Annotated in this window: 18 protein-coding genes; 15 read left to right on the forward strand and 3 right to left on the reverse strand. The window is 33.9% G+C overall.

Going from position 1 to position 14,476, the window contains the following annotated elements:
* The first annotated feature begins 11 nt into the window (after positions 1-11).
* Complete coding sequence (locus tag NNH57_RS18965; protein ID WP_074405579.1) at positions 12-686, forward strand: hypothetical protein; 675 nt, start codon at positions 12-14, stop codon at positions 684-686.
* A gap of 50 nt (positions 687-736) precedes the next feature.
* Here NNH57_RS18965 and NNH57_RS18970 read toward each other — a convergent pair whose 3' ends face one another.
* Entirely contained in the window at positions 737-1,471 is a 735-nt protein-coding gene (locus tag NNH57_RS18970) for a TerB family tellurite resistance protein (RefSeq protein ID WP_074405578.1), read from the reverse strand.
* 319 nt (positions 1,472-1,790) lie between these two features.
* Between NNH57_RS18970 and NNH57_RS18975 the strand changes: the two genes are divergently transcribed.
* Positions 1,791-2,201 carry a BrxA/BrxB family bacilliredoxin gene (locus NNH57_RS18975; RefSeq protein WP_074405577.1) on the forward strand — a complete coding sequence of 137 codons (411 nt, stop codon included), beginning with the start codon at positions 1,791-1,793 and terminating at the stop codon, positions 2,199-2,201.
* A 69-nt stretch (positions 2,202-2,270) separates the two neighbouring features.
* On the opposite strand, the gene NNH57_RS18980 is transcribed toward NNH57_RS18975, so the two are convergent.
* Entirely contained in the window at positions 2,271-2,435 is a 165-nt protein-coding gene (locus tag NNH57_RS18980) for a hypothetical protein (RefSeq protein ID WP_159099234.1), read from the reverse strand.
* A gap of 223 nt (positions 2,436-2,658) precedes the next feature.
* On the opposite strand from NNH57_RS18980, the gene NNH57_RS18985 reads away from it, so the two are divergent.
* Genes NNH57_RS18985 through NNH57_RS18995 form a run of 3 tightly spaced genes read left to right on the forward strand, consistent with a single transcriptional unit; the run spans position 2,659 to position 5,078 of the window.
* The gene (locus tag NNH57_RS18985) at positions 2,659-3,399 is read left to right on the forward strand and encodes a lysophospholipid acyltransferase family protein (RefSeq protein WP_306345546.1); all 741 of its coding nucleotides are present in this window, start codon (positions 2,659-2,661) and stop codon (positions 3,397-3,399) included.
* Between the two features lie 11 nt (positions 3,400-3,410).
* Positions 3,411-4,412 carry an acyl-ACP desaturase gene (locus tag NNH57_RS18990; RefSeq protein WP_074405576.1) on the forward strand — a complete coding sequence of 334 codons (1,002 nt, stop codon included), beginning with the start codon at positions 3,411-3,413 and terminating at the stop codon, positions 4,410-4,412.
* A 12-nt stretch (positions 4,413-4,424) separates the two neighbouring features.
* Complete coding sequence (locus NNH57_RS18995) at positions 4,425-5,078, forward strand: HD domain-containing protein (protein ID WP_074405575.1); 654 nt, start codon at positions 4,425-4,427, stop codon at positions 5,076-5,078.
* Here the strand turns inward: NNH57_RS18995 and NNH57_RS19000 are convergent, their stop codons facing one another.
* Entirely contained in the window at positions 5,079-6,152 is a 1,074-nt protein-coding gene (locus NNH57_RS19000) for a PA0069 family radical SAM protein (RefSeq protein ID WP_074405574.1), read from the reverse strand.
* A gap of 438 nt (positions 6,153-6,590) precedes the next feature.
* Between NNH57_RS19000 and NNH57_RS19005 the strand changes: the two genes are divergently transcribed.
* From NNH57_RS19005 to NNH57_RS19050, 10 genes are read left to right on the forward strand one after another with little or no spacing between them, the layout of a single operon-like run.
* Positions 6,591-7,178, forward strand: a complete 588-nt coding sequence (locus NNH57_RS19005; RefSeq protein WP_108808044.1) for a Pvc16 family protein — start codon at positions 6,591-6,593, stop codon at positions 7,176-7,178.
* Positions 7,179-8,189, forward strand: coding sequence for a hypothetical protein (locus NNH57_RS19010; protein ID WP_132066016.1), 1,011 nt, complete (start codon positions 7,179-7,181; stop codon positions 8,187-8,189). It abuts the gene before it with no gap.
* A gap of 14 nt (positions 8,190-8,203) precedes the next feature.
* The gene (locus NNH57_RS19015) at positions 8,204-10,144 is read left to right on the forward strand and encodes a phage tail sheath C-terminal domain-containing protein (RefSeq protein ID WP_199915419.1); all 1,941 of its coding nucleotides are present in this window, start codon (positions 8,204-8,206) and stop codon (positions 10,142-10,144) included.
* Positions 10,145-10,187: 43 nt separating this feature from the next.
* The gene (locus tag NNH57_RS19020) at positions 10,188-10,634 is read left to right on the forward strand and encodes a phage tail protein (protein WP_024769977.1); all 447 of its coding nucleotides are present in this window, start codon (positions 10,188-10,190) and stop codon (positions 10,632-10,634) included.
* Positions 10,634-11,074 (forward strand): phage tail protein, encoded by a 441-nt coding sequence (locus NNH57_RS19025; protein ID WP_074405570.1) that lies wholly within the window; start codon positions 10,634-10,636, stop codon positions 11,072-11,074. Before NNH57_RS19020 ends, NNH57_RS19025 begins: the two co-directional genes overlap by 1 nt.
* A 5-nt stretch (positions 11,075-11,079) precedes the next feature.
* Positions 11,080-11,247 (forward strand): DUF5908 family protein, encoded by a 168-nt coding sequence (locus NNH57_RS19030; protein WP_165944057.1) that lies wholly within the window; start codon positions 11,080-11,082, stop codon positions 11,245-11,247.
* A 3-nt stretch (positions 11,248-11,250) separates the two neighbouring features.
* Positions 11,251-11,976, forward strand: coding sequence for a CIS tube protein (locus tag NNH57_RS19035; protein WP_074405569.1), 726 nt, complete (start codon positions 11,251-11,253; stop codon positions 11,974-11,976).
* Between the two features lie 2 nt (positions 11,977-11,978).
* Positions 11,979-13,724: a type VI secretion system tip protein VgrG gene (gene vgrG / locus NNH57_RS19040; RefSeq protein WP_108808041.1), complete on the forward strand. Its 1,746-nt coding sequence runs from the start codon at positions 11,979-11,981 to the stop codon at positions 13,722-13,724.
* A gap of 40 nt (positions 13,725-13,764) precedes the next feature.
* Complete coding sequence (locus NNH57_RS19045; RefSeq protein ID WP_074405567.1) at positions 13,765-14,055, forward strand: PAAR domain-containing protein; 291 nt, start codon at positions 13,765-13,767, stop codon at positions 14,053-14,055.
* Between the two features lie 2 nt (positions 14,056-14,057).
* Entirely contained in the window at positions 14,058-14,468 is a 411-nt protein-coding gene (locus NNH57_RS19050) for a GPW/gp25 family protein (RefSeq protein ID WP_074405566.1), read from the forward strand.
* The last annotated feature ends 8 nt before the right edge of the window (positions 14,469-14,476 follow it).

The following is a 14,476-nucleotide window of genomic DNA, read 5'->3' on the forward strand; positions in this document are numbered from 1 at the left end:
AACATCAACAAATGTCAAAACCTTTAAGTGAAGTGTTTAATACCTCTACATTATTTTCAGAAGAAGAAAAGATCTACTATTTAAAACAAAGGTCATTAATTCAGGAACTTTATGAGAGTGTTGATATAGAAGAAATTAAAATTGAATTTGAGTCTTATATTTTTGATAATCTAAATAATATTATGCGATTATTTTGCAATGAGGAAAGTATTCACAATACATTTAGTACCCTTTTAAATACGCTTAATCTTAATGCAGAATTCAAAGAAGTAACTATAAATGTGTTTGATTTCAGAATAAGTGAACCCCATGGGATGATTACATTATTTGCTTATCAAAATGAAAATGGAGAACCCTCGAACTATGACCCAGCTGAAGAGGTAATGACAATAGATGAGTTTGAGGAAATATTTAATTTTACAGGAGAAGGAGGCATGAGTTTTGAAGATGAAGGCATAATTGAAAACTATGACTATGATTCGAACTATCATCAATTACTCGAAACAACATACTATTTCATATCTCGTCTTACAGAAGATTTTATGAAAAGAGCTGTACAGAAATATTTTACGAAAGAAAATTTAGCAGAACTAAATATTAATTATCCTGTTTCGTTCTATTACAATGAAGATTATGACGGAAAAGAGGTTACAGGAGGTACTTTATTATTAGCATTAGAAGCTTAAATTAGATCTGCCAACTTAGATAGAAATAATACAGCATGCTTAAAAATTAGCTAGACAATCCCTCGTTCTTTTTTAATCTGATCATATGCCTTTTGTACCTCTCTAAATTTGGCTTCGGCACCTTTGATATGAATCTCATCCATATGCTGTACTTTATCGGGATGATATTTTTTTGCCATAGTTCTAAATGCTTTTTTTACTTCGGCATCAGTAGCAGTTTTATCAATTTCTAAGATTTTATAAGCATGATCTCCAGTTTTGAAAAACATAGCTTTAATACTCTCGAAATCTTTAAAATTTATTCGTAAAAACCCTGCTATTTTCTGAATCTCTTCAGCTTCAGAGATACTTACTCTTCCATCAGCATTTGCAATTCCAAATAAAAAGTGTAGAATCTGTAATCTCGATGGGTATCGGGTATGTTGATTGATATACAAACAAACACGTTGTGCAGAAACATGTCTGTTTTTGATAATTTCATTAAATGTTCTAAATGTAGCATTAGCTCGCTCTTTGCCATAAGCACTTACAAAATAACGTCTTACATAATCAAGTTCTGTTTGGTTTATTCTTCCATCTGCTTTAATAACAATAGAAGACAACGAGAGTAAATTGAGCTCAAAATCGGCAGGAGTTACTTTTGGTTCTTGAGAAAATACTGTTTTAAACCCACCACTGGTTTTGATTTTTGTCGCATCGAGTAGACTACCTAATATAAAACCTAGAACTGCTCCCGGTAATCTAAAAAACATATAGCCTAGTATAGCAGCAAACCATTTAATCATTCAAAACATTTTTTGGGTTGTAAAGATAAACTAATTATTAAAAGATAATTTTTTAGTTCTCTATTATATTAGTAAGTGATATTCTTTATTTGTTACGAAATAGATTATGATATTAGATCTTATTGATTAATTCTCTATATGGGTTAAGAGGAGCTTCAGGCTTCTAAAGAATATATAAACAGATAAAATAATACCATCAACAATTTGATTGTATTCATAAATCATAACTGTATTTTCCGACTACTTGTCAGTTGTTCTTATGTGGTACATAATTTGTAACTTTGCATAAAATTGAAACACGAAAATAAAAGATAAAAATATGTATCCAGCAGATTTAGTAAAACCAATGAGAGAAGATCTTACAAGTATTGGTTTTGAAGAATTACAGACAGAAGAGGCAGTAGAAACGGCAATAGCTAAAGAAGGAACTACATTGGTAGTTGTAAATTCGGTGTGCGGTTGTGCTGCTGCAAATGCTCGTCCGGGAGCAAGAGCGTCATTAGAGAATGATAAAAAGCCCGATAATTTGGTTACCGTTTTTGCAGGAGTAGATAGAGAAGCGACTGATAAAGCACGTAGTTATATGATCCCGTTTCCTCCATCATCACCTTCTATGGCATTGTTTAGAAATGGGGAATTAGTTCATATGCTAGAGCGTCATCATATCGAAGGGCGCCCTGCAGAAATGATAGCAGAAAACCTTAAAGATGCTTATAACGAACATTGCTAAAATGATTTTAAAAAGAAAGTATAAAAATTCGGTTATACAAACCGGATTTTTATACTTTAATTCTAAATTTTAGCATTCATGGCATTGACCACCCTCACCATTTCCAGATTCATTACCTCCTGGAGTCTGATGGCTTCCACCACCACATTGACAACCATTACCTCCATTAACTTGTTTTAATACTTTTTGATTAAGTACTTGTACTCCTTCTACTTTTAAAATGTTTGCTAACATAATTTAAGTTATTTAATGATTTGCATGTTTCCTGAGCATTTATAGACATTCAGGAGTTATGTCTATAGTTTATGTCTCCTCGATGGTAAATGTTACCAAATAATCACAGGCTATTTTTTAAATTTTATAATTTGATATACAAAAATATTGGTCAACTAAAAATAATATAAGACCTTGCGATACCTTTTACACAAATTAAATTTTATTAAATTATACAGAGAAAATGGAGGCAATAAAAAAGATATTAAGTTATCCGCTTTCTATAGTTTTCTATTTGTTTTTTGGTTTTACCTTGGTGATTTTTCATGGGCTACAATGGTTAGGCATAAAATTAGGAGGATCCAGAGGACATAGAGGAGTTGTAAACATTATGAATCTATGTTTATTACGATGTTTACACGTTTTAGGAGTAACATTTAGTTTTAAAAACCAATATTCATTACCTCAGAATCAACCTTTAATAGTGGTGTCTAATCATCAAAGCATGTTTGATATACCTTTGATATCTTGGTATTTACGAAAACACAAACCAAAATTTATTTCTAAGATTGAGCTAGGCAAGGGCATACCAAGTATATCTTTTAATTTGCGGCATGGAGGTAATGTTTTAATTGATAGGAAAAACCCAAAACAATCAATTCCGGCATTATCAAAATTTGGAAAATTTGTTGCAAAAAATAATTTTTCGGCGGTTATTTTCCCCGAAGGGACGCGTAGCAGAGATGGAAAACCTAAATCGTTTGCTCCAACAGGGCTAAAAATCTTATTTAAGAATGCTCCAGAAGCTTTGATAGTACCAGTAACTATAAATAATAGCTGGAAGCTGGTTCGATTTGGTAACTTTCCTATGGGAGTAGGAATACATATGACATTAGAAGTACAAGAACCAATAACAATTAACAAAGAACCCGAAATATTATTAGATAAAATAGAAGAAAGGGTTATTTTAGCAATCAGAACGTAACACCAACCATAATGGCTTTAGATAATATTAGATTAGAGGTAATGCAACTACTAGAAAAGAAAGTAGATGGTTTTATAGATAAATTCTTGATTCCGGTAGATAAGATATGGCAACCAACTGATTTTTTACCAGATTCACAAAATGAAGATACTTTTTTTGAAGAAGTAAAAGAATTGAGAGAATTGGCTAAAGAACTCCCTTATGATTTTTGGGTAGTATTGGTTGGAGATACTATTACTGAAGAAGCTTTACCTACTTACGAATCCTGGTTAATGGATGTAGAGGGAATCAATCAACATGAAAATGGGAAAGATAATGGTTGGGCCAAATGGGTACGTTATTGGACAGGTGAAGAGAATAGACATGGAGATGTATTGAATAAATATCTCTATTTGTCTGGTCGAGTGAATATGATTGAAGTAGAAAGAACTACGCAACACTTAATTAACGATGGTTTTGATATAGGTACAGATAGAGATCCTTATAAAAACTTTGTATATACTAGTTTTCAAGAATTGGCAACCTATATTTCTCATAACAGAGTTGCAAAATTAGCTAGGCAATACTCTAATAAATCATTATCTAAAATGTGCAAAATTATTGCAGGAGATGAGATGCGTCATCATAATGCATATAGTGAATTTGTAAGAAGTATTTTTGAGGTAGATCCAAGTCAGATGATGATTGCATTTAGCGATATGATGAAGAAAAAAATTGTTATGCCAGCACATTTACTTAGAGAATCTGGCCAATCTATAGGAACTGCTTTCGAAGATTTTTCGTGGTCTGCACAACGTATCGGAGTATATACCTCACAAGATTATATCGATATCATGCAACGTCTTATCGAACGATGGGAAATTGATAAAATCATTGATCTTACCGATGAAGCAGAAAGAGCACGTGACTTTTTAATGAAATTGCCTGCCAGAATGCAACGTATTAGTGAACGATTGGTTATCCCAGAAGAAATTTTTGAATTTAAGTGGGTACAACCAGCAATGGCAAAATAAATAATATTGGGTATGATTGAAGATAAGATTATATCTAAAACTATTGATTTTGTAAAGGATACACTTAGTGGAGCAGAGGGAGGACATGACTGGTTTCATATCCAAAGGGTTTTTAGGAATGCTCAATTAATTTCTAAAGAAGAAGAAGTTGATTTTTTTGTAGTCTCTCTGGGTGCATTACTTCATGATATTGCAGATTCAAAATTTTATGATGGTGATGAAACTATAGGCCCCAAAATAGCTGCGGATTTTTTAGAAAACCTTCAAGTAGAACCAACAGTTATCAATCATGTCGTTAAGATCATCAAAAATATTTCTTTCAAAGGAGGAAATATAGATCAAAAATTTAGATCTCCCGAACTAGACGTTATACAAGATGCAGACCGTTTAGATGCTATTGGAGCTATAGGAGTAGCAAGATGTTTTAACTATGGAGGGTTTAAAAACAGAATACTTTATGATCCAGAAATTGCTCCAAACCTAAAGATGAATAAAGAAGAATATAAATCTTCAGTATCACCTACCATTAATCATTTCTACGAAAAATTATTACTGCTTAAAGATAGAATGAATACTAAAACAGGAAGAAAATTGGCAGTAGAACGACATCAATTTATGGAACAGTTTCTAGAACAGTTCTATCAAGAATGGGAAGGGAAGTCTTGATTAGAAAAGTCGTAACTGCTCATCTTTATAAAATTGATGTAGATCGCAGTTTAAATGTATACTTTGCTCCTCAGAGAAGTATTTTTGTCTGGCTATAGTAAATAACTGATGAATTTGATCCGCCATATTACCCGAACCTCTCATTCTTCTCCCAAAGGAACTATCATTTAAATTGCCTTCATGACACTGCATGATCTGATGTAGGATTTTATCTTTACGATCTGGTAATGTGTTTTCTAACCATTTAATGAATATTTTCCCGATTGCTCCATTTAATCTTACGATTGTATACCCTATGCTTTTTGCACCATGCTTTGAAATTTCTTTGGCTAACGGTAATATTTCGTGACTATTAATTGAAGGAATTATCGGTGCCATCATTACATTCGTAGGAATTCCTGAAGTATTCAGTTTTTCTAGAGTTTCTAATCGTTTTTTTATGCTTGCAGTTCTAGGTTCAAGAATTCTTCGTGTATCTTCTCTTAATGTAGTTATAGAGAGGTATACTGCAACAAGATTATGCCTGGATAATTCAGAGAGAAGATCCAAATCTCTAAGGATTAAAGCATTCTTGGTGATGATACCAACAGGGTGTCTGTATTTTAGAAAAATTTCAAGAAGTTTACGAGTGATTTCAAGTTTTTTTTCAATAGGTTGGTAGCAATCAGTATTTCCAGAAAGTGAAATAGGATATGCTTTCCATTTTTTGTTTCGCAACTTCTTCTCTAGTAATTCAGGAGCATTCTTTTTGACCAAAATTTTAGTTTCAAAATCTAATCCAGCACCATAGCCCCAATATTCATGAGAATTTCTGGCATAACAATATACACAACCGTGCTCACAACCCTGATACGGATTGAGAGAATATAACATACCAACATCAGGACTGGTTACTTTGTTTACAATCGTTTTTGGAAACGTTTCTATATACCTAGTTTGATGTTTATCGATTGACTCTCCCTGGTCAAGGCAATAATTAAGAAAATCATCTCTTGTTTCATGATGTAGTTCAAAAAATCTATTATGAACCTTTTCTTGAGCCCCCCTGCCTTTTATATGCTTTTGTGTTTTCATTACAATTGATGATTTGAGGTATAAAGGTAAAATTTATATATGGAATAATTCCTTTTTTACTTGGAATAATTCCATGCTCAGCATTGCTTTATTCGTTCGAAGCGTTACGAGTAAACGTTTTTCTGTAGATGATCTATTTAACCTTAAGAAAATTAATAAAAATAATGAAATTTAAAATGTTGTAATACAGGTTTTTACCCCTTTACATCAAAGTTGTTTAACTATAAAAAAAACAGTGTAATGACTCTGCGATTTTTTTAAAATGTGATTTATATTTATAGTATTCCTAATCAAAATATAATTTCAATTTCTAAATTGATTTAGGTGTTTTACCCCCTAATAAAAAGCATACCCCAATAGATTAACAATGAAATAACGTATAGCTTCTATCTCTTTGATAAAGCTATAGAGGAATGATACATTATTAATAAGAATGATATGATTTTTGAAGTATTGCAAATAATTACTGAAGAGGTTAATAATTTCTTTGATATAGAATTGGAAGAAAAGCCAGTCTCATTAGATAATATAGCCTTTATAGAATCTGAAGATGACGAACCTTCAGATAGCAATAATATAGTGCTTTCACTACTACATACAGAAGAAGAAACCACCATGAAGAATATGCTCAATCATGAGATAGAAGGAACAAAGGTGGTCTATAAAAACAACAAAGTTCATTTGAACCTTTATATCATGTTTTCTGCGAATAGAAATGATTATAAAGAGTCATTAAAAAGTGTCTCCAAAGTAGTAGAGTTTTTTCAATCCAAGAGAATTTTTACACAGTCTAATACAAATTTTGATAGAGATCTGGATGGAATGGATCAGATAGGGAACTTTAAGTTTACCGTAGATCTATTTACTCCTTCATTTGAAGAAATGAACTTTATCTGGGGTACGCTGGGAGGCAAACAATATCCTTCAATCATCTATAAAATAAGTTTACTCGAGGTAGAAAGAGATGTAACACAATCTGAAGGTAGTTTGATAACTGAGATTAATGGAAATTTAAAACGTAATTAATTGGCTTTTAGAATCTTATACAAAACGATGTTTCAGGTGCAATTGCATCATTCATATTTCCTGGATAATGGATCCACTTCATTTATTTCAATGAGTACCGATGAAAAGATAGTACAACTAAAAGAATATCTTTTTAAGGATTTTATAAACGTGGTTCCAACGACTGCAACTCAAAAGATATTTAGAGATCATAAAATTGTTATGAAAGAAGGTACTGACGGCTTTACAGTGCTTAACAAGGTGGTAGAAGAAAATGATAATTATAAATCAACCATTTTTCTTGATGATGGCATAGGACTTACATTCTTATTATATAGCAACGATTACTTGTTTGATAACTATACGGTCTTACCTAAAGAAAAAAATAGGCTGTATTATTTTTCAAATACAAAACCGAGTACAGAAGCTGATCCATATACGTATATACCATTAAGTTCTTCTAATGATCTAATAGATCAAGATTATTTATTATCAGAGGAAGGCTCACAATCAATTTGGTATAGCATACTCCAAGAGAATGGTAATGCAGATACAAATCCTTATTTAGAGCTATTGGCAGAAGTAGAGGAAAGTGATTTAACAACCGATGAAGGGAAGCATCTATTAAACCAAGCTATACAAGCAGAAAAGAGTAAAGGATTGCTTGGCATCATTCGACTTCATACGATAGGGGATAATAATATGGATCTCATAGAGATAGATAATTCGAACCCTAATGACGTGAAAAATTATTTATTAGATCCTACTCCTTATTATAAACTTCATTTTGATAATAGGAAGACAGTTTGGAAATATATTAAGAAATCTGATGATGAAGAGTTAGAAACTTCTTCTGTTCAACCTTTAACCAAAAATGGATTTATTGAGATTGATCCTGATGCTGATATTGTACCTCCGCTTCCGTTAGATATCGAAAAATATACTTTTCCAAATCCAACAGCAGATTTGATAAAGCAAACAACAGATGTAAACACAAATATTACAACAACATATTCTGAAATTTTTATTTAAAAACAATTAAAATTATGGCAACGTACAAAACACCAGGGGTTTATATAGAGGAGATTGTTAAATTTCCTCCATCCGTAGCCCAAGTAGAAACAGCAATTCCAGCTTTTATAGGATACACTGAGAAGGCAACAAAAAAGGTAGCAGATGATTTGTTACTAAAGCCAACCAGAATTACTTCTATGTTAGAATATGAAACATATTTTGGATTTGCATTACCAGAGGTAAATATTGAAGTTACAATATTTGATGCCTTAGTAAATGGAGATATAGAAAGAAATATTACAATTGATAAGGATCAGGTTGAGGCTAATAGACAACCCTATTTAATGTATTATGCTTTGCAGATGTATTTTGCAAATGGAGGAGGACCTTGTTACATTGTATCTGTAGCTGATTATACAGGAGGAAATGTATTATTTAGTGATTTGAATGATGGTCTTGACCTTCTTAAAAAAGAAGATGAGCCAACATTGTTATTGTTTCCTGATGCTACTGCAATTGCAGATCCAAACGAGTTTTTTGCACTATATAATAATGCCTTGACTCAATGTAATGAACTTCAAGATCGATTTGCAATCATAGATACATATAGTTATGATGATACTAGTGATGCACCAATTGATGCATTACGATCAGGAGTAAATTTGGAAAAGGATTACCTTAAATACGGAGCTGCTTACTATCCATATTTAGAAACCATTTTGGATTATAGTTATGATGAAGCTAATGTTGCTATTAGTCATACCAGTGAAGATGAAACTCCAGAGAGTATCACAGCAATGGCAACAGCTACGCAGACTACTTCAGACATACAAGCCGTTTTGAATGGGATTCCAGCCTTAGTTACTGCTCTAACCGATGCAGATACAACTTTGCAAGCAGGAACCAATGGTGAAGCTAATACAAATAGAGCTACCATTACCGATACAATCCAACCTATTGTTGATGCTCTTAATAGTGTGGTTACCTCTGGAGCAACTGCCGTGACCGATGGTAATGCTGTTGGAGAGGCTGGAGTGACTGCAGCCGCGGGAGCATTAAATACAGCGATAACAGGAGTGGGAGCTATTCCGACATTAATTACAGCTTTAGATGCACATATTACAGATATCAATGGAGCGGCCAATAGCGCACCTGGTGGTGGAGTAGTAAAAACAGAATCTGCGGCGGCAGTTGTAGCCGTTGCTACTATAGAAGCAGATATTCAGGCAGTTATTGCGTTGATAACACCTGCATTAACTGATGCAATTACTGCAGCACAAGCAGCTGATGGCGTTATAACTGGTTCTCTTGATGGTCAAAACCTGGAAGCTATTGAGAATATAGATAGTGCAACTTATAACTTAATTAAAGTAGAATTAGGAATCCTTCCTCTGGAGCTTCCACCAAGTAGTGCTATGGCAGGAGTATATGCACGAGTAGATAGTGATAGAGGAGTTTGGAAAGCACCAGCAAATGTTGGAGTAAATTATGTAATCAAACCCTCTATAAAAATCACCAATGAGCAGCAGGATCGTTTAAATGTAGATACTATAGCAGGAAAATCTGTAAATGCAATACGAACTTTTACCGGAAAAGGAACTTTGGTTTGGGGCTCTAGAACCTTAGCAGGTAATGACAAAGAGTGGAGATATGTGCCAGTAAGAAGATTCTTTAATATGGCCGAAGAATCTATCAAGAAAGCTACAGAACAGTTTGTTTTTGAGCCTAATGATATGAACACTTGGGTTAGAGTAAAAGCAATGATCAATAATTTCTTAACACTACAATGGAGAGCTGGAGCATTGGCAGGTCCAACACCTGATAAAGCATTCTATGTAAAAGTTGGATTGGGAGAAACTATGACGGCCGATGATATCCTTGATGGTAATATGATTATCGAAATCGGAATGGCGGTTGTTCGACCAGCAGAATTTATCATTCTTAAGTTCTCTCATAAAATGCAAGAAGCTTAATCATTTATAATAATTTAAATCAACAACATAAAACATAGAAATCATGGCAGAATATCCACTACCAAAGTTCCATTTTAAGGTAACAATTGGAGGCGACACCGAATTAAATTGTACAGAGGTATCAGGTTTAGACTTTGAAACTGAAGTAATAGAATATAGAGGAGGAGCCGATAATGACTACTTCAAGAAAAAGCAACCTGGAATGACCAAGTTTGCAAATATTGCAATCAAAAGAGGAACTTTTGTTTCTACAAAAGGACAATTCTATGATATGTGGAAGAAAAATGTATTCTTTCAAGAAGGTGAAGAGAAGTTTAGAAGTGACCTTACCATTAGCTTGTTAGATGAAAAGCATGAGCCTGTTGTAACCTGGGAAGCACAGGATGCTTGGTTGCTTAAGATACAATCTACAGATCTTAAAGCAGATGGAAATGAGATCGCTATTGAATCTGCAGAATTTGCAATTAACAGTCTTAAAATAGCATCTTAATGGCGACCTATTATCCACCCGTTGGTTTTCATTTTAGTGTTGAATTTACTGGTTTGTCAACCAGTGAGGTAGACCATCAGTTTCAATCCATAGCTGGATTGTCAGTAGATGTAGAAACAGAAGATGTCACCGAAGGTGGAGAAAATAGATTTAAGCATAAAATTCCGGTAAGGACAAAATATCCAAACCTGGTTCTAAAAAGAGGATTGTTGGTAGATTCTAAGGTAATCGATTGGTGTAAAGATGCTGTCGAAAACTTCGAATTCGAACCTATAGATCTTATTGTTAAGCTTTTAAATGAAAAGCATGAACCGCTAGTATCCTGGAATATAGTGCATGCCTATCCAATTAAATGGTCCATATCTGACTTTAATGCTCAAGAAAGTAAAGTGGTCATTGAGACCATAGAGCTGGTGTATAACTACTATAATACAATTTGATAATCATGGGAGCGATCGAAATTAAAGAATTACACATCAAAATAAATGTAGATAATGATCAGAAAAATACTGATTCCCCCAAAGGAAAAAAATCAGGAATGAATAAAGAAGTGATTATCGCAGAATGTGTAGAACAAATCATGGAGATCATTTCAAAACAGTCTGAACGATAAGCAATGAGTACCGGAGAATTAAAAAAATTAAAGGTTGTAGCCTATAGTGACCCACAGTTTAATGATAAAGTGGGAGACGGAGAATTTACCACCTTGGTGAATCCGGAAAAATACACCTTTAATTATAAAATCGAGCAAAACGAGGATCAGGCTTCAGGTACCAGTGATGTATCTCCTAAGTTTAATAAAAAACTTCCTGAGGATCTTGAATTAGAATTTTTATTTGATAGATCAGGTGTCATTGTACACTATGGCAGTGATCCAGGTAGTAGTTCGGGCAATAAAGTTTTTAAAGACGAGGGTGATGGTATCATTGATGATATCGAAAAGTTTAAAAAAGTAATCCTCGATTACAACGGGGACGAACATAAGCCAAACTATCTAATGATTTCGTGGGGAACTCTTCTTTTCAAAGGGAGTCTTACCGAAATGAGCATAGAATTTAAACTTTTTAAATCAGACGGTACGCCGATCCGTGCGGTTGCGAAGGCAAAGTTTCAAGGTTTTGTAGAAGATGATCTTAGAGTAGCAAAAGAGAATAATCAATCTCCTGATTTAACACATGTACGTGTGGTAAAAGAAGGAGATACGTTGCCTTTAATGTCGCATCGTATTTATGGGGATTCTAAGTATTATTTAGAAGTAGCGAGGGTGAATGAGATTACTTCATTTAGAAAATTAGAAGTAGGAAAAGAAATTTTCTTTCCTCCAATAGAAAAAACATCATAAAAATGGCTGAAGGCAGTGTAATACAAACATCAAAAAACGCAGATCTTGTTACAAACAAAGTACTGGTCAACGGAGAAGAGTTGTCTAAGGCCTATCAGGTTAAAACAATTTCTATCGAAAAGGAGGTCAATAGAATCTCTACTGCCAAGTTGATTATAACAGATGGAGAGCCCTCTAAGCAAGATTTTGAATTAAGTAATCAAGAACTAGTTGTACCAGGAGCAGAAATCGAAATTACTGCTGGATACCATTCTGATGAAGAAACGATTTTTAAAGGAATTGTCATTAAACATAATATAAAAATAAGAACTAATGGTTCTTATCTTATTGTGGAGTGCAAGGACGAAACTGTTAAGCTTACAATAGGCAGAAAAAGCAAATATTTCTATGATAAAAAAGACAGTGATATTATCGAAGAAATTGTCGGCGATTATGGTATTGATAACGATGTAGAAGCTACTAAATATGAACATAAGGAATTGGTGCAATACAACGTGTCAGATTGGGATTATATAGTTTCACGAGCTCAGGCTAATGGTAAACTTTGCTTTGTAGATAATGGAGAATTAACTGTAGCCAAACCTGATTTTAGCACAGACCCTGTAGAAACAGTAACCTTTGGATCAACTATTTTAGATTTGGATGCAGAGATAGATGCAAGACATCAGATCGATAAAGTTACTTCTTATGGATGGAACTATTCTGATCAGGAAATTGTAGAGGTAGAAGCTAATGACCCATCAGTTTCGTTAAATGGTAACTTATCTGCTTCGGATCTCTCCTCTGTAATCGCTTTAGAAAACTTAGAATTACGTCACGGAGGATCGCTTACTACAGAAGAATTACAGGATTGGAGTGACGCTAAATGGATGTTTCAACAATTATCAAAAGTCAGAGGCCGAGTTAAATTTCAAGGAGTGCCAGCGGTAAAACCAGGAACGTTATTAGAGCTACAAGGAGTGGGAGATAGATTTAATGGCAAAATCTATATCACAGGAGTAAGTCATCATATTGCAGAAGGAAATTGGACCGTAGATGCACAATTTGGGATCAACCCCCAATGGTTTTCTGAAACATATGATATCAGTGCATTACCAGCTTCAGGATTACTATCAGGAATTTGTGGACTACAAGTAGGAATCGTAAGTCAGCTTGAAGAAGACCCTGATGGAGAAGAAAGAATTTTAGTGCAAATACCAATCATCAATAACGAAGAGCAAGGTATATGGTGTAGAGTAGCTTCATTAGATGCAGGTGAAAATCGAGGAGCATTCTTTAGACCTGAAATAGAAGATGAGGTTATCGTTGGTTTTATAAATGATGATCCAAACGATGCAATAGTATTAGGAATGTTACATAGCAGTGCCAAACCTTCTCCTATTACCGCAAGTGATGATAATCATGAAAAAGGATTTGTTACCAGAAGCGAAATGAAAGTACTTTTTGATGATGATAAAAAGTCTATAACAATTGAAACACCTGCAGGAAAAAAAATAGTATTAGATGAAGATGCAGGTTCTATTATTGTCGAGGATGATAATTCGAATGTAATTACTATTGATAGTTCGGGCATAGCAGTAGAAAGTGCTGGAGATATTAGTTTAACAGCATCTGGAGATGTTAACATCGAAGGAACCAATGTAAATATAAAAGCAAGTGCAGAATGCAAAGCAGAAGGAGGAGCTGGTATAGAAGTTTCTTCCAGCGCAATTGCAACCCTTAAAGGGTCACTAGTACAGATTAATTGATAAAATTTAAAAAGAACCAAAAACTATAAACAAATAAACAATGCCACCAGCAGCAAGAATTACAGATATGCATACCTGTCCATTAGTAACAGGAGTAGTACCTCACGTAGGAGGGCCCATATTACCAGCAGGAGAGCCAACCGTACTTATTGGTGGATTGCCAGCAGCACGAGTTGGGGATATGGCAGTATGTGTAGGACCGCCAGATACAATAATTATGGGATCTGGAACAGTAATGATAGGAGGAATGCCAGCGGCAAGAATGGGTGATAGTACCGCTCACGGAGGAGTAATTGTACTAGGAAGCCCTACAGTAATAATAGGAGGTTAGTTATGGAAAATAAAGATTCTTTTTTAGGTACAGGGTGGGGATTTCCACCAGAGTTTAATAAAACGGCAAAACATGTATTGATGACCTCTAATGAGGAAGATATCAAGAAGAGTTTAGAGATTTTATTGACAACCAGGTTAGGAGAAAGAATTATGGTGCCTAATTACGGATGTAACCTGGATGAGCTTCTTTTTAAACCTTTGGATAGAACCTTAAAAACTTTTGTAATCGAACTGATTAAAACAGCAATACTCTATCATGAACCCAGAATAGATGTAATTAAAATAGACATCTCTGAAACAGATGAGTTAGAAGGGAAATTGCTAGTGAAAATTGATTATTTAATTAGAAGTACCAACTCAAGAAGAAATGTAGTTTTTCCTTTCTATAAAGAAGAAGGAACCAACATATAATGCGCTAA

The sequence above is a fragment of the Aquimarina spinulae genome (assembly GCF_943373825.1).
Classification (GTDB): Bacteria; Bacteroidota; Bacteroidia; order Flavobacteriales; family Flavobacteriaceae; genus Aquimarina; species Aquimarina spinulae.

Bases quoted from the DNA above. Each gene is read 5' to 3' on its own strand.
- NNH57_RS18990 (WP_074405576.1), top strand. From the start codon at position 3,411: ATGGCTTTAGATAATATTAGATTAGAGGTAATGCAACTACTAGAAAAG.
- NNH57_RS19000 (WP_074405574.1), bottom strand. From the start codon at position 6,152: ATGAAAACACAAAAGCATATAAAAGGCAGGGGGGCTCAAGAAAAGGTT.
- NNH57_RS19020 (WP_024769977.1), top strand. From the start codon at position 10,188: ATGGCAGAATATCCACTACCAAAGTTCCATTTTAAGGTAACAATTGGA.
- NNH57_RS19030 (WP_165944057.1), top strand. From the start codon at position 11,080: ATGGGAGCGATCGAAATTAAAGAATTACACATCAAAATAAATGTAGAT.
- NNH57_RS19015 (WP_199915419.1), top strand. From the start codon at position 8,204: ATGGCAACGTACAAAACACCAGGGGTTTATATAGAGGAGATTGTTAAA.
- NNH57_RS19045 (WP_074405567.1), top strand. From the start codon at position 13,765: ATGCCACCAGCAGCAAGAATTACAGATATGCATACCTGTCCATTAGTA.
- NNH57_RS18965 (WP_074405579.1), top strand. From the start codon at position 12: ATGTCAAAACCTTTAAGTGAAGTGTTTAATACCTCTACATTATTTTCA.
- vgrG (WP_108808041.1), top strand. From the start codon at position 11,979: ATGGCTGAAGGCAGTGTAATACAAACATCAAAAAACGCAGATCTTGTT.
- NNH57_RS19005 (WP_108808044.1), top strand. From the start codon at position 6,591: ATGATTTTTGAAGTATTGCAAATAATTACTGAAGAGGTTAATAATTTC.
- NNH57_RS18980 (WP_159099234.1), bottom strand. From the start codon at position 2,435: ATGTTAGCAAACATTTTAAAAGTAGAAGGAGTACAAGTACTTAATCAA.
- NNH57_RS18995 (WP_074405575.1), top strand. From the start codon at position 4,425: ATGATTGAAGATAAGATTATATCTAAAACTATTGATTTTGTAAAGGAT.
- NNH57_RS19035 (WP_074405569.1), top strand. From the start codon at position 11,251: ATGAGTACCGGAGAATTAAAAAAATTAAAGGTTGTAGCCTATAGTGAC.
- NNH57_RS18970 (WP_074405578.1), bottom strand. From the start codon at position 1,471: ATGATTAAATGGTTTGCTGCTATACTAGGCTATATGTTTTTTAGATTA.
- NNH57_RS18985 (WP_306345546.1), top strand. From the start codon at position 2,659: ATGGAGGCAATAAAAAAGATATTAAGTTATCCGCTTTCTATAGTTTTC.
- NNH57_RS18975 (WP_074405577.1), top strand. From the start codon at position 1,791: ATGTATCCAGCAGATTTAGTAAAACCAATGAGAGAAGATCTTACAAGT.
- NNH57_RS19050 (WP_074405566.1), top strand. From the start codon at position 14,058: ATGGAAAATAAAGATTCTTTTTTAGGTACAGGGTGGGGATTTCCACCA.
- NNH57_RS19025 (WP_074405570.1), top strand. From the start codon at position 10,634: ATGGCGACCTATTATCCACCCGTTGGTTTTCATTTTAGTGTTGAATTT.